This is a genomic window from Pseudoalteromonas sp. OANN1 (genome assembly GCF_024124685.1).
Lineage (GTDB): Bacteria > Pseudomonadota > Gammaproteobacteria > Enterobacterales > Alteromonadaceae > Pseudoalteromonas > Pseudoalteromonas piscicida.
Window position 1 is genome coordinate 162,698 of sequence record NZ_JAMXSE010000004.1, and the last position, 24,471, is coordinate 187,168.

The window sequence follows — 24,471 nt, forward strand, 5'->3', positions numbered from 1 at the left end:
AATAGGCTGATAAATCACCGTCAAAGTGACTCAAGGAGAATGGGTATGTGGCTTAGCGCTGCTAGGTATGCCACACTGATGTTTACAATAATTGTGTGTTGCATCTTTGCGATGTTGGCTACTGCTGAAACGCAGCTGGCCGCAGAAACTATAGAAGCAAGACCTTTAATTTCAGTAGGCTATGGTGACTTTTCCGAGGCCCAATTTAGTGTATCGCAAGAAACGGTAATTATTCCAAAGGGCGTTGCGGTTTGGCTTCGAATCACAAACCTTGTACGCGATGAGGCGTCAGACCAAGTGCTAACAGTTGCACGTCCATCCATGGGTAGTGTTGAGTTTTTTACCACGGACCCTATTGGAAAACTAACTCAAATCCCCGAAAGTAACAATCATACATCGTTATCCCATTTTTCGCCCCATTTGGTGATTGATGCTAATAGCTATATTGAGCCGATCATTGTAAAGGTTCAATCACCCTATGTTTCCTTGTCTAGAGTGAGTATTGAACCTTATGAAGTTTATATAGAAGATACTAATGCTCATCTATTTTTAACCGGGTTGTTTCTAGGGGTAATGTTTTTATTGAGTATTTTTATGCTCAGTACCGGTATTATTTCGAAACGCGCAAGCCTGCTTTCGGTTGGTGGCTATTTGCTGTCATTAGCCTGCCTTTACGTCACCCATAAAGGACTCGCTGATATCTTTTTCAGCTACCAAAATAGCATTCATTTTTTACATTACAGTGGCAGCTTTGTGTGTTTTGCACTCGGCTTCAGCCTTTTGTTTTTTCATCATTTTCTTACTAAAAATAGGCTTGATAGAAAGATTAAGCTAACCATCAAGACGACTGCTTATATCTATTTACTCAGCGGTGTCGTTGTGGCGTTTGCGAAAGTGAATTTACCGTTTGCACTTCAGTCCATAATGGTTATTGGTGCAATTGTATTAAGTACGATGATTTTGGTCAGCCAAGATAAAGACAGTCGTAAAGAAGTCTATTTTTGCTGCGCAATTTGGTCTCCCATGGTGGCGGTATTAATTGGTTTTGCTGGAAGTCAATTAATCCAACCAAGTGAGCAAATATCAATCGTAAACCATGTGTTGATCAGCCTACATTTAATGTTCTTACTACTATTTGTGGTTTGGCATGATGCAGAAAAGCGGCGTATGTATATTCATTATGCTGAGTTTGATAAAGAGACGGCACTGCCCAATAAATTCGCCCTGTTTGGTTCGCTCGCTAAGCTTGAGGAGCAAAATAAAGCGCATACATTGTTGCTTTTTAAACCACTGATCCTGCCATCAATAAGACTGAGTTTTGGCTTAACCTTTGCAAATCAGCACATCAATAAGTTATTCAAAGAGGTCTCTGAGCAAATCAATACTTATGGTAGCGCTGCCGTTGCAAATAAAGGAAACACACCTATTTATCGCCTAGAAGACCAAGTGTTTGCCATCGTACTTGATGGTAAAATTGAAGTCAGTCAAGTTGAGCAATATGTATGTATTTTATCTGCTGTATTCGAAGAAGGGGTTGGCTATAAAGACACGCAGATTGTCGATAGTCTAGAGGTTGGGGTAGCGAATTATCCAATGCATGCAAAATCCACTGAGAAGCTTATCCAGCGCGCTCTGCAGGCTCTTAATACTAAGTCACACAATGGCCAACGTTGGCATCTATTTGATGTTGAAAGCTCTATTTCGACTGAGCGACAATTAAAGCTCACCTCGTTTCTGAAAAGTGCGATAGAGCATGAACAGTTCAGTTTATTCTTTCAGCCGCAGGTAGACCTCAGGACTGGCAGGGTATTTGGCTCGGAAGTGCTACTGCGCTGGCTTCACCCTGAACTTGGTTACATTCCACCTGATGAATTTATTCCGATTGCGGAGTCTTCAGGGCAAATTTATGAGATCACCGAATGGGTGATTGAGCATGCGCTTCATTATCAAGCTGAGATAACCAAGTTATTGCCTGAGCACGTTATTTCAATCAACGTATCTGGTCGTGACTTGAGTAGAAGAGAGTTGTCGGTACAGCTTATTACGCTTATTAATGAATTATCACTCGCACCTTCTCAAATAATGATAGAGATCACAGAATCTGTAACGATAGGAAAAGAAGCAGAGCTTAAAGGGGTGTTAGATGATTATCGTTCAATCGGCGTAAAGGTGGCGATTGATGATTTTGGTACTGGATATTCGTCACTTGCATATTTGAGTAAACTTGGATTTGATGAACTTAAAATTGATAAAAGTTTTGTGATGGATATCGAGACATCCAAGAGCAACCAAACAATATGTAAAGCGACGTGTGATATGGCGCACAGTTTAGGCTCAAGGGTGGTGGCTGAAGGGGTTGAGGATATCAATAGCTACATTCGTTTGCAGGCCTATGGCTGCGACTTTGCACAGGGCTATTTTATTTCACGTCCGTTGCCGTTCACGGAGTTTAAGAGTTGGCTCGGTAAAGTCACCTATGCCGGCGATATAAAATCTTTCCTAGTTCGCTGAAGTAGTGAAAAATGGGCTCAGCGCATCGTTCTCTCTGTTTGCGCTTTGGGTAAATCCCCAGTTTTTCTTGCTCTGAACCTTTAATTCCCGCGGCCAAAAATGAATTTGATATATCGCTGTGGTAGGCAATAATGGCCTCGAACATCCGAGCTGTTAGCTCCTCGGGTAGTGCGTAATAAATCTGTTTGTTTGCGCTATCAGCAATCTTGGCGGTATGAAAATACCGATTTGGTTTTTGATGTTGTTCATCTAAAAAGGTATGCGCAAAAAACGTTGCTAAAGCATTGTTCAGTGGGTGTAATACTATTTCGGTAGAAAGTAACCAAGCTGATGATGCAAAAGGCTTTTTTGGCTGTGTTATTAAATGCTGGCAAATATAGTGATCAAATGCATGCCACCATTCGTGGGCAAGTGCGCCACCACCGGCATTTTTTGCCAAGGCGAGTGTTCTCGTTTTTGCTGCGTAATGCGCTTGAACACCTTGTTGACCGCCTGTACCAAAAGCAAAATTAAGTGTTCCCCGAAGGCCGATGACCTGTGGCGGTACTTGTAATATTTGGGCTAGATCTGCGAGGGCATCATAAATGAAATTGGCGGATAAACGGGTTTCTTCGGGCGTAACCCAATGACCAATGGTCATGGTTTTAAAGCCAAAGGTCTGTTTGATTTCACTGAAATCAACTTGATCGCCGAATCGATAATCGGGTCCTCGGCGAGTGTATCCGCGCTGTAGTCTCGAGCTTGGCATTTTCTTCCTTTAATACCGAGCCTTAACATCATCAGGCATTCGCTTCATCTGTTCTTTCACCATGCCTGCTTGAAGTTTGTAGAGAACCGAAGTTTCGCATCGATCTACAATCTCGAGAAATTGAGCTGCCGCTTCAAGTGTTGATAAACTGTATTCATGTTTAGATTTACGAATAGTATATTCACTTGCATTGACCGAATCGAACTGAAAACTGGGTAACTGGCTTAGCCACGGATTGAGGTTATAAAGCTTAGTAGCTTTCTTCCAAGTCCCGTCCAATAAGATGATGGCATCAAGCTTTTGAGCGTGATTATACTCTGTAGTTAAGGCCTTAGCGTGGCTGTTTGGGTAGAGCAGTGCAACATGGTTTTCGTTGCAGAAGTTAATCAACTCTTCAAAGTCAGTGGTATTTTCTCCAACATACAGCGCAAAACTGCCTAACTGCAAGGCGAGGAGCTTTGCAGTATTCTTGGCTACTTTTACTTCGCTCGGATGCTGCATGATAATAACTTGAGTCGCATTTGGTATCACGTTACCAATATAGGAGCATACGCAAGTTTTTGTGGGAAACTGACAGACTGGACAGGTATTACGTTTCATGTTTAACGAGGTGTTTCTTAATATAAGTCATATTTTATCATATCTTGCCCGCATTTACTTTGCACAAGAAACCAGATTTGGCTAGCATAAGTAATAGAATATTAAATTTAAGGAAAATTATGAGCATCGTAATAGATGAAGGTGCCCTAGAGAACATGCAAATGTTGCTGGGCGAGCAATTCGAAGATACGGTTCATTTTTGTTGTTCTGAATTCGAGCGGTTAGAATCGGAGTTGATGCTGAATTTGAATCAGGATCAAGAAGCTGCCATTCGTCATGCTCACAGTTTGAAATCTAACGCTGCCCAGTTTGGGGCCGCTAGTTTGAGCGATTTGGCAAAGACGATAGAGCATGCCCTTATTCAAGGGGAGCAGGATATTGTTGATGACTCTATTGAAGAGCTTGCAGCACAAGTTGCAGGTTCAAAAGCGAAACTGCAGCAGTGGCTGAGTGCTCAATCTTAAATCCAGCATCAGCCAATGAGCGGAAATGAGGTCGTTTATACGGCCTTTTTTATTTAAAATTGCGCTTATTTATCCCACTCTAATCACTTCACTTTGTAAGTTGCTTTTTTGAAGCATAAAAAGTTATCACAAGCATAGAATTTAGACGGCATTGTGATATATGCTTGAGCAAAATGAGGGGGGTTATAGATGCTACAAATAACAAAAAGTAATAAGCTCAACGGGGTGAGTTACGATATTCGTGGTCCGGTATTGGATCAAGCAAGAAAAATGGAAGACGAGGGCATGAAAGTCCTCAAATTAAATATTGGCAATCCGGCGGCATTTGGCTTTGATATGCCAGAAGATATGCACCGAGACATCATAAAAAACTTATATTCTGCACAGGGCTATTGCGACTCAAAAGGATTGTATTCTGCCCGAGTTGCCGTGTATCAATATTATCAGCAAAAAAGTTTTCCTAATATTAGTGTCGATAACATCTTCATTGGCAATGGCGTCAGTGAATTGATCCAAATGACCGCACAAGCCTTACTCAATGATGGTGACGAAGTGTTGATCCCCGCACCGGATTATCCGCTATGGACTGCCGCTGTTAAATTATCAGGCGGTAATCCAGTGCATTACCTTTGTGATGAAGAGCAAGACTGGTTTCCAGATATCGAAGATATCAAGCGTAAAATCACGAGTCGCACAAAGGCATTGGTGCTGATCAACCCAAATAATCCGACCGGTGCTGTATATGACAAAGCATTGCTCGAAGCATTAATTAACGTTGCCAGAGAACACAAGCTATTAATACTGAGTGATGAGATCTACGAAAAGATTTTATATGATGATGCAGAGCATTTTTCAATTGCGAGTCTTTGCGATGATATCCCAGTTATCACGTTTAACGGCTTAGCAAAAACCTATCGTGCAGCCGGGATCCGCATGGGCTGGATGGTGATCAGTGGTAAGCATTCAGTGATGCGGGATTTGATCACAGGCTTGGAAATGCTTGCGTCTATGCGATTATGCGCTAATGTTCCTGCACAGTTTGCCATTCAACAAGCGCTCGGAGGCATACAATCCATCGACCAACTCATTGAACCGGGTGGGCGTTTGTATGAGCAGCGTGATATTGCGTTTAAAGGTTTAAACGATATCGAAGGGATAAGCTGTGTAAAGCCAAAGGGCGCGCTTTATGCGTTTCCAAAAGTGGATGTAAAGCGGTTTAATATTAAGAATGATGAGCGCATGGTGCTGGACTTGCTCAAAGAAGAAAAAATTCTACTTGTCCACGGACGCGCTTTTAACTGGCCCAGTGCGGATCATTTTAGATTAGTGTTTTTACCACATAAAGATGATTTACAGCCTGCAATGGATAGAGTAAAGCGCTTTTTTGCGCATTACAGTCAGTAACATCTGTATTAAAAAATAAAAAAGCTCGGAAATTTCCGAGCTTTTTTGTGGGCTAGTAATTTGTTACTTAGTGAGTATTAGAATGTAGCTCCGGTGTCGATTGTTGGCTATCAGCCGAGTCTTTCCCTTTAAACCATTTGCGACCAACGCGTTTAACATCTTCAAGTGCCACATATTGACAAGGGATAAGTACAAGGGTGATCACCGTGGCAAACAACACACCAAATGCAAGCGATACTGCCATTGGAATAACAATTTTAGCTTGCAGGCTCGTTTCCATAATGATTGGTACAAGTCCGATAAAGGTGGTCAACGAAGTGAGCAAGATTGCTCTAAAGCGTTTACATCCCGCCTCGACGGCTGCGGCTTTTAAATCTATGCCTTCTTCGCGTGCTTTATTGACAAAATCAACCATAACCAAAGAGTCGTTCACCACAACCCCAGCCACGGCAATAATACCGAAGAAAGACAAACTACTCATTGTCATTCCTAATATCATATGACCGAATACCGCGCCGACCACACCAAATGGGATCACAGACATAATGATGACAGGCTGAGAATAAGAACGTAGTGGAATTGCCAGTAGTGCGAAGATAATCATTAATGACAGGGCAAAGTCACGAATTTGCTCCGCAACACTGTCCATTTCTTCTTGTACGCGACCCGCTACTGCACTTTGAACGCCAGGATAGTTCTTTAATAGACTAGGAAGGTATTCGTCACGAACCTGTTTTGCTATCTCAAATGGTTGTGCGATTTCTGTATCAACTGATGCCCAAACATTAATAGTGCGTTTGGCATTTTCGCGGCGAATTCGGTTAACACCATCAACCAATTTCACATCAGCCACTTCTACCAACGGCACTTCTGCGCCTTGAGGCGTTAAGATACGCACATCCTGAATGTCACTAATGGCATCACGGTGTTCTTTAGGGTAACGGATCATTACTTTGATCTCTTCACCATCACGTAAAATACGCTGTGCTTCAAGGCCGTAATAACTGAAGTTTACTTGGGATGCAACATCTGCCAACGTCAGTCCAAGGCTGTACGCTAATGGTTTAAGCTCAAGCTGCACTTCATCGGTTGCTGATTGCATAGAGTCGTTGATATCACCAACACCTTCAATAGTTGCTAGCTTGTCTTTTAGTTTCTGTGCGACTTCGCGGAGCTCTTCTTTGTGTTTACCTTCTAATCTAAAGCTAATATCTCCGTCATCACGACCACCATTCATGATGCTATCTTGAATGTTTAGCGATTTAACACCTGGTAGTGCAGGCATTGCATCACGCCAGCGGGCGCTGAGTGCAAAGGTATCGATTGGGCGCGCATCTGGTTCAACCAAGATCACCATGATATTTGCGCTAGTGCGGCCGTTCATATTCACCATGTAATCACGGATCATTTTCTTGCCATACTCAGCCTCAATTTCTTTGTCGACATTTAGTACCATTTGCTCGACTTTTTGAATTGACTCAAGCGTCGCGTTTTCTGACGAGGATAAGTTCATATCAATCGAGATACGTGGAAAATCATGTGGGATTTTTGGGTTAGCAACAAACTTCACTAAGCCACCAGCAAACATCCCTGCGCTGACAATTAAAATGGTTAAAAAGCCAACAATAACGGTATAGCGGTAGTGAATACAGCGCACAATAAATGGGCGGTACGTGTTTTCAATGAAAGATTGAAGGCCGCTATCCATTTTTTCTCTGAGGCGGTGGAACGGATTTTTAGGGTTGCTTGGTTTGTCTTTCATCGCTGCTAAATGCGCAGGTAAAACCAGCTTAGATTCAACCAAAGAGAATAGTAAGCAAAGAATTATTACGCCACCAATTGCTTTAGAAAATGCTGCCGTTGGGCCGGTTGCTAATGTTTGCGGCAAGAAAGCAGCAACGGTAGTAAGCACACCAAAAGTGGCAGGTATAGCAACACGTTTTACGCCACGAACGACATTATCGAGGCTATGACCATGTTTTTCTATTTCAGCATGGGCGGATTCACCGACGACTATCGCGTCATCAACGACAATCCCCAACACCAAAATAAAGGCAAACAGTGAGGCTAAGTTAATCGTTACGTCTAAATAGCCCATTGGCATCATTAAAAATGCACCTAAGAAGCTAACTGGCAACCCCATCATTACCCAAAATGCTAAACGCACACGTAAAAATAGGGCGAGCATCAACATAACTAATACGCCACCTAACGCCATATTTTCTAGCATCATGTTAAGGCGGCCATTAAGGTAATAGGTCAAGTCAATAAAAGGTTCAAGTTCTACGCCTTGTGGCAGTGAGCCTTTCTTGGCCTCAAGATAGTTCTTAATGATATCTGCAACTTTGGTGATGTCTTGGTCTTTTGACGCGCTAACTTCATACACCAGTGAGTTCTTACCATTGTATTTAGAGTATTGCAGTCCTTCTTCAAAGCCATCGTTAATGGTGGCGACATCGCCTAAGCTAACCTGTGCGCCGTCTGGCAGCGTTAGTAAGGGGAGTTTTCTAAACTCATCACCGCGATAGGCTTGGTTTTCAACTCGCATTGAAATATAGCCATTTTCGGAGCGAATTTGGCCAGCAGACATGTTCGCTGAGAAGCTCTTTACCGCATCCGAAATTGCTCTAAAACTTAGGCCGTACTCGCGCATTTTATCAGGGCTTATCTCAATAGAGATTTCGTAGTTCAGACCACCATCAAAGCGTACAAGGTTAACGCCGGGTAACGACAGCATTTCTTCATGAATGCGATTACCAAGCTCTTTAAGATCATGGGGACTCAAGTCGCCATTGAGTGACAACCACATTACTTCTTGGTTTTCTTTTTCGTGACGTACAATAGGACGCTCCATCCCTGATGGGAAAGTTGAGACGGAGTCTACTTGCATTTTTATTTCGTCGAGTACTTCTTTAGTGTTGTACTGCTCGTCTACTTCTATCCAAGTTTGCGAATTACCACGGTTAGAGTAGGTGATCAAGCGCTTGATCCCTTCTAGACCCTCCATGGATTCCTCGATCTTAATCGTGATCCCTTCCTCGACTTCTTGAGGTGCCGCGCCCGGATACACTGCTTGAACACTTATCCAGTTACTTATATATTGCGGAAACATTTGCTTGCGGATCGAAAACGCTGTAAGCAAGCCGCCAACAATAATAAATATCATCAATAAGTTTGCTGCAACGGGGTTACGCGCAAACCAAGCAATTAAGCCTTTTTCTGTACTTTGACTATGCATAAACCTTACTCCTCTTTGAGCGCTAACTGGGTGTTAGCGCTTTGCGAAGGAGTGTCATCTGTACGTAGTTGCATCCCTTCGGAAGGGTAGTCCAGTGCTGAAGTAATGAGCTGTTGGCCTGACTCAACGCCGTTATCAATGACGACCATGCCATTGTACTCTCTAATAATATTGACCTTTTTGTAGCTCAGCTTGTTATCATCATCCAATGTTGCAACGCGACCTTCTTTCACTAAGTGATGAGGAAGCATAGTGGCATTTTGCACTAACAAACCTTGAATATCAGCATTGATATAAGCGCCAAAACGTAGTGGTTTTGCGTTGTTGTGATAAGGCTGTTCGACTTGAGCAACAAGGTAGGTCATGCGACTTTTGTTATCGATAACGCCTTCACTGCGGACGATCTCGCCTTTCCAACTCATCGGTTGACCAGCGACTTCTGCTGTGATCACGACATCGGTGCCAACACCTTGTTGCGGTAGGTATTTCAATTCATTATCGGCAACAGGGAGGCGTACTTCTGCAACAGATGTCGCATTGAGTTTACCAAAGCCATTACCGGGATTGACTACACTACCAAGGCTTACGGTACGAGACTCTATAATCGCATCGTAAGGCGCTTTGATGTAAGTACGCTCCAAATTTCGGTTCGCTCTTTTCACTGCAGCCTGAGCAGCTTTAAAGCTTGCTAACTTTTCAGCGAGCTGAGGTTTTCTTAAATAGAGCTCGGAAGGTATTTTTTCGTTAGCGTTTGCTTTAATCCTTTGCCATTCTGCTTTTGCTACTTGCACCTGAGCTTGTTCTATTTCTAACGCTGAGCTGGCTTGTGCTAAAGCCGCTTCGGCTTCAATCAGCGACGCTTCATAGTCATTCGGGTCGATGCGAGCAAGCACGTCGCCTTCTTTGACAAAGCCACCTTTGACAAACTTGTCAGACAATGAAATAACTTGACCACTGACCTGAGCAACAAGCTCAGTACTGTATTTTGGCATCACGATACCGTATGACGATACGTTAAGCTTAACTTGGTCAATATGAATAGGTTGAACCTGTACGAGAGGATGTACTATTTCTTCTTTCTTCTCTTCTGGAGGTTGTTTCATTGCAGACATGGCAACAGCCGCTGCAACTCCCACCGCAAGAACGGCAATTGGTAGAATTATTTGTTTTTTACTAGCCACGTTAAAATCCTTCCTGTTGAATGATTTTTAATGACCCAGATTAACGGCTCTAGATCATCGATAAGCTTAAGAATACGCGAATAGTTATGTCGAGGTGTTTAAATCCAGACTGAATATGTAACAAAGCTTTGCGTACCTAAATTTATCGTTACATTCTTAAAAGCGATTGATGCTTTTACGTGTAGTCGATTTTTCGATAAAATGCACCACTTATTGTCAAAATTGCGAGAAACAGAATGGATTGTAGGCTTGGTTGTGGCGCTTGTTGTATAGCACCAAGTATTTCAACACCCATTCCCGGTATGCCAAATGGTAAACCTGCGGGGGAGCGGTGTATTCAACTAGATGAAAATAATCTGTGTAAACTGTTTAACCAGCCAGAGCGCCCACAGGTGTGTTTGCAATTTAAGGCCATGGAAGATGTGTGCGGTGACAGTAATGAAGCAGCGATGCAGATCATCACAGAACTCGAAATGTTGACCTAACTAGCCTCTGGTTAACTGATAAAAAAACGCCCAGAAACTTACCTGCTAAGTTCTGGGCCTAGGGAAAGGCTCAAGATTGAGCCGTGCGCTAACTAAAAACACCTTCTAAGACTGTAGGGAGAAGTAGAAAGTACTGTTAAGTTTAGTTAACCTTTCATTCTTTTTACAAATAAATGAATGATTTATTAAGTTTATATAAAACAAAGAGTTGTTCTTTATATTCATAATTGGTCTTAAAAATATCAAAAGGGTATATTCAGGTTATACCCAAGTTATCAACAGGCCGTCTTTAATTAAATCCCGAGGCAAACTGTTTTTAACTTTATTCTTTTGCCATTTTCCTAACCCGATGGCACTGCCACATAGCGTGAGGATCACCTCTCCCGTTAGTTTGGTAACTTCATCTAGGCGTATATCTTTGCCATTAAAGTAATCTTTTGCTTGCTCTTTTGTTAGTGCTAAAGTGTTTTTAGACGCTAAGTGACCGAAAGTAGTGGCAAACTCATGCTCTAATCTTACCCCGTTTTTATGGGTAGTACCGATTAAAATCCCTATGCGAGAATATTTGATCTTATCTTGGATTGCTTCAAAGTTGTCAGGAAATAACCACACCTCTTTATCGCGCTGCATCAACTTACCGTCAAGTTGGGTAATACCAAACTGTTTTTTTAGTACGGATAACAATAGTTGAGTGGTTTTCTTGTCTAGTTCCTCAAAAGGGAAAGCGCCTTTTTTCTGCTTTGGATTTTTAACGGCAACAGAGTGTAACTTCTTAAATCGAGCAATGAAAAACCCTTCGCTATCATATAGCTGAGGCCACACATGCAAGTATCCTTCGGACGTTGTTGCTTTTTCAGCACCCTCAAATAAGGTCGACAGGTTTTCGACTGCTACTGCTTGAGGATAATTATCAATGAGGTGTTGGCATACTTGCTGATTTTCCAATGGTGTTAATGTGCAAGTTGAATACACTAAGGTACCACCTGGCTTTAAGGCTTGAAATGCGCTGTCTATCAGTTGCTTCTGCACTTGTGCAATTTCAACATTAGACTCTATTGACCAGTTTTTAAGGGCATTTGGGTCCTTTCTAACTGTGCCTTCTCCAGAACATGGTGCATCAAGCAAGATGTTATCAAAACATTCATGCATATAATCGCCAAAGATACAGCCGTCAAAATGAGATAATGCAACATTTCGTATGCCCATACGTTTCATATTTGCTGCAAGCGCTTTGAGTCGAGATGAAGATAGCTCATTAGCGATTAGTACGCCACGTCCATCCATATAAGCTGCGAGTTGCGAAGTTTTCGACCCTGGTGCTGACGCCATATCCAAATTAATATCACCGCTGCTGATAGTCGATTTCAATGCTGTTGGCGGCAACATGGAACTTGCTTCTTGGACATAGATGCAGCCACTTAAATGGATATCTGTGTTGCCGATAGCAAGATTAGCTTCTTCTTGTTCACTTCTTGCTATCCAAAACCCTTCTTCACACCAAGGGATCGGTTCTGCCTGCCAATCACTTTTTTCGCAGTAGGCTAAGAATTCCGTGATAGACATTTTTAGGGTATTGACTCTGACTGCTCGGCGTAAAGGAGACTGGCACTTATCTATAAAGTCTTCGATGCTAAGGTGGTCTGGTAAGTAGGTTTTTATGTCGTCTAGAAACGCGCTGGGAATATAAGTTGATTTGTCCACGCAGTTACTCAAGTTATAAGCTTTCTCTCATTTTACACTTTCATGAGTGAAAAATGCATGTTTGTTGTGACTATGGTGATTATTAAGTAAAACTCATGGCTGACAGTAAAAGGCTATGGTTATATAATCTTCGCGAAATATCGCGAGGATTGCTATGTCTATTATCAAACACTTTTTGGCGGACCCTAAATTATTATTGAATGCGGTTGGAGAGGGGATCTATGGTTTTGATCTTTCTGGCAACGCTGTTTTTGTAAACCCGGCCGCAGAGCGTATGACTGGGTGGCAAAGTGATGAGCTTTTGGGGAAAAAAATACATCAGTACCATCATCATAGTCATGCAGATGGGAGTGAGTATCCTGCTGATGAATGTAACATCTACAAAACAATGTTTGATGGTAAAACACGACAGGTAACCAATGAGGTGTTCTGGCGGAAAGATGGGAGCTGTTTTCCTGTGGAATATACCTCTACGCCAATTTTCAAAGATCAGCAAATTATCGGTGCAGTCGCGATATTTCGCGATGTGTCGCAACAGCACAAAACTGAAAATGCCCTAAGAGAGGCGCTGAATAAAGTTCAAGTACTTACTGAGCAACTTAAAGATGAAAATGCCTACCTGCTAGAAACATTAAATGAAAATTGGCAAGACTCGGGTTTGGTGGGCAGTAGCGCAATATTTCAGGCCATGTTAGCGCAGCTAGAGCTGGTTAGCCAGACCGACAGTACGGTATTGGTTTTAGGGGAAAATGGCACGGGTAAAGAGCTTGTTGCCAGAAATCTGCACCGCCTTAGTGAGCGTTCATCGCAACCTTTCGTTAAAGTAAATTGCGCTGCTTTTTCATCAACTTTGATCGAATCTGAATTGTTTGGACATGAAAAAGGTGCATTTACTGGAGCGAATGAAAGACGTAAAGGACGTTTTGAGTTGGCGGATAAAGGAACCATATTTTTAGATGAAATTGGCGAGCTACCGCTAGAAGCGCAAAGCAAGTTATTACGTGTATTACAAGAGCGAGAGTTTGAACGTGTAGGGGGAAGTAAGTCGATCCAAGTAGATATACGGATAGTCGCGGCGACCAACAGAGATTTATGGAAAATGGTCGAGGAGGGAGGGTTTAGAATGGATTTATATTATCGTTTAAACGTTTTTCCTATTCGAGTGCCTGCACTACGAGAGCGTATAGAGGATATACCCGTATTGGCCAACAACCTCATCGTGCAGCTCAACAAAAAGCTGGGTAAGCAACTACGCGGGATCTCAAAAAAGGCTATCCATGCGCTACAGCGTTATGATTGGCCTGGCAATATTCGAGAACTCCAAAACGTGTTGGAGCGCGAAGCGATATTATCTAAAGGTCGTTTACTTGATATATCTCAAGCATTTAACGCTACTGAGCAGCATAAATCTGAAAACGGTGAACTGACTTTAGCGCAAGCGGAAGCTGAGCACATATTAAGAGTGCTAGAAATAAGTAACTGGAAGATCGCTGGCAGCAATGGGGCAGCTGATAAGTTAGGATTACCCGAAAGTACGCTGAGGTCGAAAATGAAAAAACTAAAAATTGCCAAACTTTCGTGATATTTCGCGCCTGTTCGTGATATTTCGCGAGTTTGGGGATGTAATAAAAATAAATACAATAAAAATCAAAGCGTTATAAACTTTCAGATTGGTCTGAAAGTTGCAATGTCAAACCCGTGTATTATCAATGTAGCAAATAACATGAAGTTTGATATCAAAGAAGAAGACATGATCATTAAGCCCTACAAACAAGAAGGGCCTATTTACGTCAGAGAGCAAAAAGGTTTTTTCCAAAAAATAAGAAGAAACCTTGGCTGGTTTTTAATGTTAACTTTCGTTCTCATTCCTTGGATCCCGTACAACGGGCAGCAGGCCATCTTGCTTGATTTTGGTAAGCAGCAATTTAGGATATTTGGTGCCACCTTTCTCCCTCAAGACTTTATGATTCTCGCCTGGATTTTTATGGTGGGTGCCTTTGCTTTATTCTTTGTCACAACTTGGCTGGGTCGCGTGTGGTGTGGTTATACTTGCCCACAAACAATTTGGATGCTTATGTTCACTTGGGTTGAGCACCGAGTGGAGGGGACTCGCAACCAACGAATAAAGTTGGACAAATCAAACTGGGATAGCAAAAAAGTCGCTAAGAAAACGGCTAAACACGCTATTTGGTTGATAATTTCGGTGTTTACTGCCACTTCATTTATGGCCTATTTTATACCTGCAAAAGAGTTGTATCTAGACATGTTTACGCTTGAGTGGACTGGCCTGACTTCCTTCTGGGTATTTTTATTCGCACTTTGTACCTATGGAAACGCGGGCTTTCTGCGAGAAAAAATGTGTACTGTGGCTTGTCCATATTCTCGTTTCCAATCGGTCATGTTTGACAAAGATACATTGGTTGTCACCTATGATAGTGAGCGCGGTGAAAATAGAGGTCGTCGCAAACGCAAAGAAGATCCAAAACAGCTGGGGCTCGGCGACTGTGTAGACTGTAATTTATGTGTTGAAGTTTGCCCAGCTGGTATTGATATTCGTAATGGCCTGCAATACGAATGTATTAACTGTGGTTTATGTATCGATGCGTGTAACGAAACGATGAATAAATTCGGCTATCAGCCAGATTTGATTAAGTATCAAAGTGAGCATCAACAAGCAGGCAAAAAGTCGAATCCATTTAGGTTAAAAATAGTAGGCTATGGTGCTATTACTGTATTGATAGTAGTCACAATGGTGATTTGGGCATTCAATCGTACACCAATAGAAGCCTCTGTTATTCGCGACCGTAATGCGCTTTATCGTGTTAACTATGAGGGGTTAGTCGAGAACCCATACACCTTAAGTGTGATAAACAAAACACAGCATGATTTAACTTACACCGTGAGCTTAAAGGGGCTACCAAATGCGAAATTAACAGCCCCAATCACAACGCATATCGCTGGCGGCGACATGGCATTAATTCCTGTTACGGTGACCGCTGATGGCTATGAGCTAAAAGGTAAGCGGACTCCAATCCAATTCACGATTGAGTCGCAGCAAGATGCCAAGATTAGCATCACCAAGGACAGCTACTTCTATAAAAATTAGTTTACACTCCCCCCGACTCAAGGCGCTTGTATTATGAAGCGCCTTTTTTGTGTGCATATATGCACAACCTGACGCTAAATTTATGGCTTTCTCTCTGAACTTTTAGCGTATAAGCTTACTCTTATTGAGAATGAGTTTTATTAGCTGAATATTATGTTTAAAAATACATCACAAAACTATGGGTTGTTAGCCATCATCTTTCACTGGCTCAGTGCGCTTGTGGTATTTGGTATGTTTGGCCTTGGATTGTACATGGTTGAACTCAGTTATTACGATCCTTTCTACCGTGATGGCTTACACATTCACAAAAGCATCGGAATACTGTTGGCAGCTTTGATAGTACTTAGGCTGATTTGGAAGTTCACTAACCCTAAAGTGAGACCCGAAAGCGAAGCAACTCCCATGGATAGATTGCAAAACATAATAGCGCATGTCGTTCACGTCGTTTTGTATCTTGGCTTGTTTGGGCTGTTTGTCACAGGTTACTTAATCTCTACCTCGGATGGCAGAGCAATCGAGGTATTTAACTGGTTTTCTGTTCCGGGTATTGGAGAGCTGTTTGAAGAACAAAGTGATATTGCAGGCACTGTGCATTTTTACATTGCTTGGGGGCTCATTGGATTAGTAGCGCTACACATTGTGGGAGCGCTAAAACACCACTTTATTAATAGAGATCGTACCTTAGTTCGCATGCTCAAGGTACCAAACGCCACAAAAGTTGAGGATTAAAACATGAAAAAAACAATCATTGCATTAAGCATGGCGGCTATGACCTTATCGGCCGGAGTAAATGCCGCGGATTATGTAATTGATACTAAAGGTGCACATGCCTTTGTAAACTTTAAAATTAAACATTTAGGATACAGCTGGTTGCATGGTCGATTTAATAGCTTCGAAGGCGACTTCAGCTATGATGCAAAAAATCCAAATGCATCAAAAATCAATGTAGTGATCGATACTGCTTCTGTTGATTCGAACCATGCAGAGCGTGATAAGCATTTGCGCGGTAATGATTTCTTAAACGTTAAAGCAAATCCTAAGGCGACTTTTAAGAGTAACTCGATTACTTTTAGCGATGATACAAATGCGAAGGTAAAAGGAAGCTTTACACTCAATGGGGTAACAAAGAATATCGAGTTTGATATTCAAAAAGTGGGCGAAGGTAAAGATCCTTGGGGTGGATACCGAGTTGGCTTTGAAGGCGAAACCCAGTTAAAACTTGCTGATTATGACATTGATTATGATCTAGGTCCGGCATCAACGCACGTTACCATCGGTTTGCACTTGGAAGGTATTCGTTAGTAATCTCTACTAGCACCACGTGTTTCTACATACGTGGTGCTGCGCTTTATATTCTAGGAGGGGTCCACTTTTCAAACGCAATATCAGTTTTAGAAAGTTAGTTTTTAAAAATACTAGCTAGCTGTGGTTGAAATTGCTCTGGTAACCAACGAGCCATAGCTAATCTGAACTGCTCGTTTTTGTGGGCTTGCTTTAACGCTTCGCTAATTACTGCTATCTGTTCCTTACCAATCGCATTGTTATTACAGCCTGCATATCCAGCAGTTATCTGCGAGGCGATACTCAATCTGACTTGTGTCAATTCATCTTGCTTATCAACATGCAATTTGTGGTAGTGGTGTTCGCTTGGGTATCCGAGTATCACGTCGACTCTTTTTTTGAGTAGCATGATAGTCAAACTCTCTAACGTATCTCTTCCTGGTCTTATAAGCACTTGCTTGGTAGGCAAACTCGCCAATAACGCATCAATTTCATGACCAAACGAACGATTTGCCGCCACACCTACGGTTAGCCCATGCTCAGTTACGAGCTTTTCCAAATCAATTGCGCTGTTGCTAATGCCAAGCGACTGTGCGACATCTTTCCTTAGTGCGGCAGAGGTTGACAATCCAATGGTAGAATACTCATCACTAAAAGCGATATGTCTTTGCCGCTCGGGTGTTTTATAGAGGGAGATCATACAATATTGGTTGTTGAAATTAGAGAGCTCATGTATCGCCCTCGATGCGGGGAACACTTTATAATTGAAGGCGTATTCGGGCATCTGTTGTTGGATGAGTTTTATCAATAACTCGTCCCGTCCTTGCCCCTCCAAATCGTCAGAAAGGATATAATAAGGCGCGAAGTCTATAGCAATCCAAGTGATTTGTTTTGCAAATACAAAACTGGATTGAAAGGCAATGAAGAGGAGTAAGATGATTTTGATCAAATTGGGTCACTCTTGCTGAACTTACAATAAGCTTAGCATTGATTGCGATATTGATGATTAAATTAATGTTTATTTAATTTGTATTTAATGTTTACAGAGGTTGGCGGTATGCTAGCTTTAAAAGAGGTTTTAGTTTTGGGTAAAAGTGTGCTAATTAAAGCTCAGTCAAGCGATTGAATATAGAGTTTGATTGCAGCGCGTTAACCCAAATATAAGTAGATAAGGCCGCATGGTAAGGAAAGTCATACAAGCCAATAACTATAAATTATTAATAAGGAAAACCGATGGCTATATTAATCGTTACCGATATTTTCGGTTATACGGATCATATTGATCGTTTTGCTAAATCGCTTGGAAGTGACGTGCAGGTGCTTTCACCATTTATAGAAGAACCAAACAGTGTCTCTGAGTCGGATTGTTATGATTTGTTTTTGGCGCAATGTGGTCATCGTTTATATGCTGACAAAGTATCAGCAGCGATTTCTGAATACAAACCAAAACTTATTATTGGGTTTAGTGCAGGTGGAGCTGCTGCGTGGGTTGCATTGTCTGAACAAGGTGCCTCTCACTCTGTTGAGCAGCTTATTGCATTTTATCCTAGCCAAATACGTAACCATCTGAATATTAAGCCTAGTTGCGATGTGTCTATCTTCTTTGCTCAAGTTGAATCTCATTTTGACGTTGAGCCCGTTATAGAACAGTTAAAAGATAAAAAAGGGCTGGATTGTGTCCGGACGCGATATTTACACGGTTTTATGAACATGCTTTCGGGTAACTATGATGAGTACGCATACTCGCATTATCAGTATTTTTGCCAGCGAGAGGCACGTAACTATATCGAGGTTGTGCAACGAGAGGCGGAGTTTTCATAACGACATACGCAAAAGCGGCTTGAGCGAACTACACTGAACACTAACTTATCATACTTTAAGGAGTGAGAGATGTATCCCGAGTTGCCTGATTATCAACATTTTTATAGTAATCCGATCGCCAAACCTCCATGCAGAATGCTAAATGCACAAATGTATGGCTTTTTTGTCAAAGGAAAAAAATCAACAATCCAAACCTATGTTGATAAAACGCTTAATTCGGTTTCTAGTAGTGAATTTGTATTCAGGGCCCTAACCGATTGGTGCTTATTGACATTTACAGATATTGAAAATATCGCGTCAAAAGTGCCGCCATTTAGTAACTATGGATATATGCAAGAAACCGATGTCATCGTCTGGTTGCCAATTCTGCAAGTCAATCTCGAAACGTTAAAAGCAGAGCATCTGTATTGGTATCCTGCGTTTATCTCTGTCAACAACATTAACGCACTGATAAATGGTCGAGAAATATGGGGCTACAACAAATATTTATGTCGCTACGAAATGCCTGATAACTTTGGCGATCCACTGAACTTTTCCCTCTCTCTGGAGACCTTTAAGGAATTTGATCCCAACGTGAAAATGGCATGGCATGAATTGTTATCCATTGAACCTGAGGATGACGGGGAGTCATGGCTAAAAGAAGTGTTGGAAGTGGGTGAAGAAATTGCTGAGCTTTTCAAAGATTCAGTGTCTGATTTAAACGTCGATAGCCAATTTCTTAAGCAGTTCTTATCGGGTTTTACCCACCCACAAATGGATCAAATATTATTTAAGCAGTTCCCAGATGGCTATGCCGAGAAGTCTGTATATTCGGCAGTGGTACATTCCCCTTCTGAGGTGAAGAAAATCCACAAAATTGGTTTTATCAAAGATGACTTAAGCCTGAATCTACAACGAATAGATGCGTTTCCACTCGATAAAATGTTTGGCATTCCATTAGGCAAAAGCGAGGTCAAACTACCTTACTTTGTGAAAATGGACTTCGATCAGGCAGGTGTGGAAGAAATTGTTTCCAGTGCTCAGAGTATGGCTAACCTCCATCGTTAGTGTATTTGTGGCATAACAAACACGATTTTTTACTAAAGCGATATTTGCATGTTTAGTTGTCTTCCTATGTGGCTTTAGGTGTTGCTCGTCAACACGTTTGAAAAAGGAAGGTTTATGAGTAAACAAAAAGTAGCAATACTTGGCGGCGGCGTTTCGGCGATGACAGCTGCGGTATACATGACTGAACAAGAAGATTGGCAAGAGCGCTACGATATTACCGTTTATCAGCAAGGCTGGCGTTTGGGAGGCAAAGGGGCGAGTGGTCGTAATGCTGAATACGGCGAACGTATAGAGGAGCATGGTCTCCACGTTTGGTTTGGTGCCTATGTCAATTCTTTTAGGGCAATTGAGACAGTTTATAATAAGCTTGAGCGTTCAAGTGATATCCCCATTCACACTTGGCAACAAGCACTAAAACCGCATAGTTTGGTCGTCTTACAAGAATATATCGACCAGCAGTGGCAAACTTGGTCAGTAGATTTTCCTGAGATCCCAGGTAACCCAGCTAATGGCACACTCGATTTACATTTTTGGCAGATTTTAAAATTACTTGCGGCTTGGCTACACAAGTGGGTTGATGATTTGGAATGTGAAGTTGAGAAAACGCACAAATCCACACAACTCAAAACTAAAAAAGACAGAGATAAAACGCTGCTTGCTCACTTGGGGCAGGAAGTTAAAAGCTTTTTTGATAGCGTAGAAGAAAAAGCCAAGACCTTATTTGATGACGCAGAGAACCATGTTCAAGAGGTTGTATCCACACCAAAGCTGTTAATAACGCAACTCAGTAATTTTTTAACGGTGCGTGAAGCTGATCATCGTTTAGAAAATAAGAAAGATCACTTAGTTGTTTGGTATATGGTTCGAAAAATTAGGCGCTGGTTGCAGTCTGAAGTAAACGACTTAATTGATGACAACCCTATCATTAGACGTCTGTATATATGTATAGATTTAGGTGTTGCGATGACCATAGGCATGCTCCGTGATAAAGTCTATTCACGAGGTTTTGGCTATCTTGATCGGTACGATTTTAAACAGTGGCTCAAGCGCAATGGCGCAAATGAATCGCTGTCTGTGGAGTCTGCGCCTGTCCGCGGCTTTTATGACCTCGTTTTTGGCTATGAGGACGGTGATTTTAAAAAGCCGAATGTCGAAGCGGGAGTTGCGGCTTTGGCTATGCTTCGGATTGTGCTGTGTTATCGCGGCGGTGTGATGTGGAAAATGCAAGCGGGGATGGGAGATATTATTTTCTCTCCTATCTATGAGCTGCTCAAACATCGAGGCGTTAAGTTTGCGTTTTTTCATCAGGTCGAGTCGCTACACTGTGCACAGAATGATGATGGTCATTATGTTGATAGTATTAAATTAATTCAGCAGGTTAAACTAAAAGAGACGCAATGTTACGAGCCTCTGGAATTAGTGAAAGACTTGCCATGTTGGCCAAGCTTTCCACTGTGGCAACAAATTGACCCGCAGCAAGTGGCACTACTTAAAGAACATGAGATTAACCTAGAGTCTTACTGGTCTAATTGGGAGACGGTTTACCAACAAGCATTTGGACAGAGGTTACCGAGAAAAACACTAAATAAAGGTACTGATTTTGATTTAGTGATTTTTGGGATCTCAGTGGCAGGTCTTGAGCCACTTTGTCAGCAATTATTGGCTAAAGATAACAACTTAAAGTTGCAAGCCGAAAAGGTCAAAACTGTTGCGACTCAAGCTTTACAGTTGTGGCTCACTAAAACTGACAATGAACTGGGTTTTCACGACCCTTCTGGCAGTAATGAGCCACCAATATTAAGCGCATTTTCTCAACCCTTTGATACTTGGGCTGCGATGTCTAATTTACTTGAGTTTGAAGATTGGCCAAATACACAGCCCAAGAACATTGCCTACTTTTGTAGTGCTTTTACCTGCGCAGATTATCCACCTCCGAGCGATCATGAGTTTCCTGAACGCATGAAAGCTCAGGTAAAAGAAAACGCATTGCAAAAACTTAGATTACAGATGCAGCCACTGTGGCCAGAGGCTTATCATGGTAACGACTTCGATTGGAACGTATTGTTTGATGTTGATAATAATGAAGGAGAAGTTAGGTTCAACACTCAGTATTGGAGGGTGAATGTCGACCCCAGTGAGCGTTATGTGTTAAGTGTTGTTGATAGCAGTCAATTTCGACTGCCTACGGACGGTAGCGTCTTCAATAACCTTTACATTACCGGAGATTGGATTAAAACTGGTGTCAACGCAGGTTGTGTTGAAGCTGCTGTGATGGCTGGCATGCAAACGAGTAGAGCTATCACTGGGTATCCTCAAAGCATTAGTGGAGAATCAGGGTTTGAGCCCTTTAACCGTTGAGTAGTTAGTCATACTGACTGAGTAGTTCAACTACATTTCAAGCCTTGCAATTTGCAGGGCTTAAATCCCACTTTGGTATAATTTGTATGCGTTATGAACGATAACTTGAACCTTAAAAAGGTAATCGGGTTCATTTGTTTGGGGGTCTTTTTAATTCAGCTATACTGATAGTGCAATTGCATGATATAGCTCGGGATTCAAACTATGCCACATCCAAATGTGCTGTTAAATACGATAACACTAACATTACTCTCAGTAGTTTCGATGGAAACGTCAGCACAAGTCGAAGAAGAAATCGAAGTCATTGAGGTATACGCCCAAAAAAGAAAGCAATCTATCAATGATGTTGCTATCGCTATTAAGCCCATATCCGGACAAGTCATCACTGACGCGGCACTGAAAGATACGACCGAACTGGGTCGTTTAGTTGCGAATGTAAAAATCAGTCAAAATGCAGCTGAGGGCACACCCCCAGCGGTCAGCATTCGAGGTGTCGGACTTGTCGATTACAATACGGCCAACACTTCTCCGGTTGGGGTGTACTTAGATGGTATATCTGTTGGGTCTGCGAATAATCAAATCATTAACTTGTTTGATGTTGAGCAAGTAGAAGTATTGAAAGGTCCACAAGGTACACTTTTTGGTAGAAATACCACTGGGGGGGCAATTTTAGTGCGCACGGCGCGCCCAACAGATGGTAATTTTGCTTCTGTCAGCGTGGGGGTCGGTTCGGATTCTTTAACAAGAGCACGTACGATGCTCAACTATAGCCTAGATCAAAATAGCGCGGTGCGACTTGCCGCGAGCCACAATAACTATGAGTACACAACGTATAACCTCCAGCCTGACGCTCCTGAGGCGTATATGGAACAAAATGATGTTCGACTAAGTTATTTTGGCGAGTTTGATAAGTTCAGTGTTTTTGTGAAATTAGATTATGGTCATTGGAATGGACTGGTTCAGCCGGTCGGGAATATCGGATTATTCTCAAACCCTTTGGATGGTTCATTATGTTCTCCAGCGCAAGCGGGCACTAGCAACTGCGTTGATGCGCTTGGCTTTAATATTGGCAGTGACGATTTTTGGGCTGTGCGGGTCAATAATTATCAAAAACATCACAGTATAAGCAAAGGCGTTACAACAGAGGTCGCGTATGCACTGGATGATCGGTCTCAACTTATTTATCTAGGAGCTTTCAATCGCTTAGATAGGATACATGGATTTAATTGTGATGGAAGTCCATTTTCATTATGTGAAGGTGAGTTAGGGCTTAAAAATGAAAAGCTGGTGAATGAGCTTAGGTTTGAGCAAAGTATGGAAACCGGCTTTCTAACGCTAGGCTTATTTCAACTAGAAGAGCGTATTTACCAAGATAATTTCAATGATTTATTACGTGATTTTAGAGGAACCCCTAATGGGGCAAGTGCAGCAACCTTTTTCTATGACAATGATATCAAAGTAAAATCAATGGCTTTGTTTGGTCAATATGAATATGAAATCAGTGAACATACTGATGTACTTGTAGGAGTAAGGTACAGCGATGAAAAGGTGAATTATGACTCTTTCTCTTACCTAAATGTACCGTTTGGAGATAACCTCGCTGGCATTTTAGTCCCTGCCTACGACATTGAGGGAAAAGAATCCGATAGTAATTTGTCTGGAAAAGTGTCAGTTATCCATAAAGTTAAACCGGATAAAAGCGTTTATTATAGTTTATCTAATGGTGTAAAAAGCGGCGGCTATAACGGTGGCTTCCTTATTTCGAAGGATGCCGCGATACAGGCAAGTTATGGCCCCGAAGAATTAATCGCTCATGAAATAGGAGCAAAGCTGTTATTTAATGAGCTTAAACTTCGTACAAATTTGGCCGCTTTTTACTATGATTATAAAGACCAACAGGTATTTATGAATCAGGCTTCAGAAGTACCTGGAGCACCGCCTTATCAGTTACTTGAAAACGTAGGTAAGTCAAAAATCTATGGTGCTGAGATAGAAAACACTTGGTATCTATCGGAGCAAACTCAGATAAGCTTGGATATAGGGTATATACCTGAAGCTAACTTTGAGGAATTTATTGATCCAGTTGGTGTTGTATTGACCGACAACCGCTTACCGTTTACATCCGAATGGAATATCTCTGGACAAATAAATTATGCATTTAATTGGGATGAAGTTAGTATAAAAAGTAGAATAGCATTTGATTATCAAAGCGAATATTACTTTGACCAAAACGAATCTCTCTATGCTAAGCAGCCCAGTTATATGCTTTGGAATGCCAATCTACAGGTGGAGTATAGAGACTGGCAGTTAGGTATTTGGGGTAAAAATCTTTTAGATAAAGAGTATAGCCATCTTAAGTTTGACCTAAGTAGCTTTTTGGGAATGTTGGAAGACTTTAAAGGTGAGGGAAGAAGGATAGGCATGGATGTAACATATCGCTTTTGATTTTGTTTGAGCACTATATAGAGATAAGTCACCTGACTTGGGGGTAGAAAACTTGCAGATAAAATACCGAACCACAGGTAA

The 24,471-nt window shown here is 41.8% G+C and carries 18 protein-coding genes; 12 read left to right on the top strand and 6 right to left on the bottom strand.

The genetic code is table 11. The annotated features are described in order from the left end of the window. The first annotated feature begins 45 nt into the window (after positions 1–45). Complete coding sequence (locus tag NH462_RS05540) at positions 46–2,511, top strand: EAL domain-containing protein (RefSeq protein ID WP_010371645.1); 2,466 nt, start codon at positions 46–48, stop codon at positions 2,509–2,511. On the opposite strand, the gene NH462_RS05545 is transcribed toward NH462_RS05540, so the two are convergent. After that, positions 2,471–3,259 (bottom strand): CLCA_X family protein, encoded by a 789-nt coding sequence (locus NH462_RS05545; RefSeq protein ID WP_253104707.1) that lies wholly within the window; start codon positions 3,257–3,259, stop codon positions 2,471–2,473. The genes NH462_RS05540 and NH462_RS05545 overlap by 41 nt on opposite strands. A 9-nt stretch (positions 3,260–3,268) precedes the next feature. Beyond that, positions 3,269–3,859 (bottom strand): tRNA-uridine aminocarboxypropyltransferase, encoded by a 591-nt coding sequence (locus NH462_RS05550; protein WP_253104710.1) that lies wholly within the window; start codon positions 3,857–3,859, stop codon positions 3,269–3,271. A gap of 119 nt (positions 3,860–3,978) precedes the next feature. Here NH462_RS05550 and NH462_RS05555 point away from each other — a divergent pair, with 119 nt between their 5' ends. Next, positions 3,979–4,323, top strand: coding sequence for an Hpt domain-containing protein (locus NH462_RS05555; protein ID WP_017218655.1), 345 nt, complete (start codon positions 3,979–3,981; stop codon positions 4,321–4,323). A gap of 189 nt (positions 4,324–4,512) precedes the next feature. Continuing rightward, positions 4,513–5,727 carry a pyridoxal phosphate-dependent aminotransferase gene (locus NH462_RS05560; RefSeq protein ID WP_069019047.1) on the top strand — a complete coding sequence of 405 codons (1,215 nt, stop codon included), beginning with the start codon at positions 4,513–4,515 and terminating at the stop codon, positions 5,725–5,727. 67 nt (positions 5,728–5,794) lie between these two features. Here NH462_RS05560 and NH462_RS05565 read toward each other — a convergent pair whose 3' ends face one another. Next, entirely contained in the window at positions 5,795–8,965 is a 3,171-nt protein-coding gene (locus tag NH462_RS05565) for an efflux RND transporter permease subunit (RefSeq protein WP_253104713.1), read from the bottom strand. A 5-nt stretch (positions 8,966–8,970) separates the two neighbouring features. After that, positions 8,971–10,146: an efflux RND transporter periplasmic adaptor subunit gene (locus tag NH462_RS05570; RefSeq protein ID WP_253104716.1), complete on the bottom strand. Its 1,176-nt coding sequence runs from the start codon at positions 10,144–10,146 to the stop codon at positions 8,971–8,973. Between the two features lie 236 nt (positions 10,147–10,382). On the opposite strand from NH462_RS05570, the gene NH462_RS05575 reads away from it, so the two are divergent. Further along, positions 10,383–10,631, top strand: a complete 249-nt coding sequence (locus tag NH462_RS05575; protein WP_010371625.1) for a YkgJ family cysteine cluster protein — start codon at positions 10,383–10,385, stop codon at positions 10,629–10,631. A gap of 261 nt (positions 10,632–10,892) precedes the next feature. Here NH462_RS05575 and rsmF read toward each other — a convergent pair whose 3' ends face one another. Then, positions 10,893–12,332: a 16S rRNA (cytosine(1407)-C(5))-methyltransferase RsmF gene (rsmF, locus tag NH462_RS05580; protein ID WP_253104719.1), complete on the bottom strand. Its 1,440-nt coding sequence runs from the start codon at positions 12,330–12,332 to the stop codon at positions 10,893–10,895. A gap of 154 nt (positions 12,333–12,486) precedes the next feature. Between rsmF and NH462_RS05585 the strand changes: the two genes are divergently transcribed. The 4 genes from NH462_RS05585 to NH462_RS05600 all read left to right on the top strand — a co-directional run bounded on the left by NH462_RS05585 (position 12,487) and on the right by NH462_RS05600 (position 16,740). After that, positions 12,487–13,914 (top strand): sigma 54-interacting transcriptional regulator, encoded by a 1,428-nt coding sequence (locus NH462_RS05585; RefSeq protein WP_253104722.1) that lies wholly within the window; start codon positions 12,487–12,489, stop codon positions 13,912–13,914. A gap of 141 nt (positions 13,915–14,055) precedes the next feature. Further along, complete coding sequence (gene ccoG, locus NH462_RS05590) at positions 14,056–15,438, top strand: cytochrome c oxidase accessory protein CcoG (protein WP_253104724.1); 1,383 nt, start codon at positions 14,056–14,058, stop codon at positions 15,436–15,438. 153 nt (positions 15,439–15,591) lie between these two features. Continuing rightward, positions 15,592–16,167: a cytochrome b gene (locus tag NH462_RS05595; protein ID WP_253104727.1), complete on the top strand. Its 576-nt coding sequence runs from the start codon at positions 15,592–15,594 to the stop codon at positions 16,165–16,167. Positions 16,168–16,170: 3 nt separating this feature from the next. Further along, positions 16,171–16,740 (top strand): YceI family protein, encoded by a 570-nt coding sequence (locus NH462_RS05600; RefSeq protein ID WP_253104730.1) that lies wholly within the window; start codon positions 16,171–16,173, stop codon positions 16,738–16,740. Between the two features lie 97 nt (positions 16,741–16,837). Here the strand turns inward: NH462_RS05600 and NH462_RS05605 are convergent, their stop codons facing one another. Beyond that, positions 16,838–17,668 carry a TIGR02285 family protein gene (locus NH462_RS05605; protein WP_253104733.1) on the bottom strand — a complete coding sequence of 277 codons (831 nt, stop codon included), beginning with the start codon at positions 17,666–17,668 and terminating at the stop codon, positions 16,838–16,840. A 284-nt stretch (positions 17,669–17,952) separates the two neighbouring features. Here NH462_RS05605 and NH462_RS05610 point away from each other — a divergent pair, with 284 nt between their 5' ends. From NH462_RS05610 to NH462_RS05625, 4 genes are all read left to right on the top strand, one after another. Beyond that, on the top strand, positions 17,953–18,540 hold the full coding sequence (locus NH462_RS05610; RefSeq protein WP_010371605.1) for a dienelactone hydrolase family protein: 588 nt from the start codon (positions 17,953–17,955) through the stop codon (positions 18,538–18,540). Positions 18,541–18,609: 69 nt separating this feature from the next. Further along, positions 18,610–19,587, top strand: a complete 978-nt coding sequence (locus tag NH462_RS05615) for an acetoacetate decarboxylase family protein (RefSeq protein ID WP_253104736.1) — start codon at positions 18,610–18,612, stop codon at positions 19,585–19,587. 114 nt (positions 19,588–19,701) lie between these two features. After that, positions 19,702–21,945, top strand: coding sequence for an NAD(P)-binding protein (locus NH462_RS05620; protein ID WP_253104739.1), 2,244 nt, complete (start codon positions 19,702–19,704; stop codon positions 21,943–21,945). Between the two features lie 204 nt (positions 21,946–22,149). Next, entirely contained in the window at positions 22,150–24,390 is a 2,241-nt protein-coding gene (locus NH462_RS05625; protein WP_253104742.1) for a TonB-dependent receptor, read from the top strand. The last annotated feature ends 81 nt before the right edge of the window (positions 24,391–24,471 follow it).

What these genes read in the sequence shown, in the direction of transcription:
- NH462_RS05540 (WP_010371645.1), top strand. Translation starts at nt 46, where the DNA reads ATGTGGCTTAGCGCTGCTAGGTATGCCACACTGATGTTTACAATAATT.
- NH462_RS05545 (WP_253104707.1), bottom strand. Translation starts at nt 3,259, where the DNA reads ATGCCAAGCTCGAGACTACAGCGCGGATACACTCGCCGAGGACCCGAT.
- NH462_RS05550 (WP_253104710.1), bottom strand. Translation starts at nt 3,859, where the DNA reads ATGAAACGTAATACCTGTCCAGTCTGTCAGTTTCCCACAAAAACTTGC.
- NH462_RS05555 (WP_017218655.1), top strand. Translation starts at nt 3,979, where the DNA reads ATGAGCATCGTAATAGATGAAGGTGCCCTAGAGAACATGCAAATGTTG.
- NH462_RS05560 (WP_069019047.1), top strand. Translation starts at nt 4,513, where the DNA reads ATGCTACAAATAACAAAAAGTAATAAGCTCAACGGGGTGAGTTACGAT.
- NH462_RS05565 (WP_253104713.1), bottom strand. Translation starts at nt 8,965, where the DNA reads ATGCATAGTCAAAGTACAGAAAAAGGCTTAATTGCTTGGTTTGCGCGT.
- NH462_RS05575 (WP_010371625.1), top strand. Translation starts at nt 10,383, where the DNA reads ATGGATTGTAGGCTTGGTTGTGGCGCTTGTTGTATAGCACCAAGTATT.
- NH462_RS05585 (WP_253104722.1), top strand. Translation starts at nt 12,487, where the DNA reads ATGTCTATTATCAAACACTTTTTGGCGGACCCTAAATTATTATTGAAT.
- ccoG (WP_253104724.1), top strand. Translation starts at nt 14,056, where the DNA reads ATGAAGTTTGATATCAAAGAAGAAGACATGATCATTAAGCCCTACAAA.
- NH462_RS05595 (WP_253104727.1), top strand. Translation starts at nt 15,592, where the DNA reads ATGTTTAAAAATACATCACAAAACTATGGGTTGTTAGCCATCATCTTT.
- NH462_RS05600 (WP_253104730.1), top strand. Translation starts at nt 16,171, where the DNA reads ATGAAAAAAACAATCATTGCATTAAGCATGGCGGCTATGACCTTATCG.
- NH462_RS05610 (WP_010371605.1), top strand. Translation starts at nt 17,953, where the DNA reads ATGGCTATATTAATCGTTACCGATATTTTCGGTTATACGGATCATATT.
- NH462_RS05615 (WP_253104736.1), top strand. Translation starts at nt 18,610, where the DNA reads ATGTATCCCGAGTTGCCTGATTATCAACATTTTTATAGTAATCCGATC.
- NH462_RS05620 (WP_253104739.1), top strand. Translation starts at nt 19,702, where the DNA reads ATGAGTAAACAAAAAGTAGCAATACTTGGCGGCGGCGTTTCGGCGATG.
- NH462_RS05625 (WP_253104742.1), top strand. Translation starts at nt 22,150, where the DNA reads ATGCCACATCCAAATGTGCTGTTAAATACGATAACACTAACATTACTC.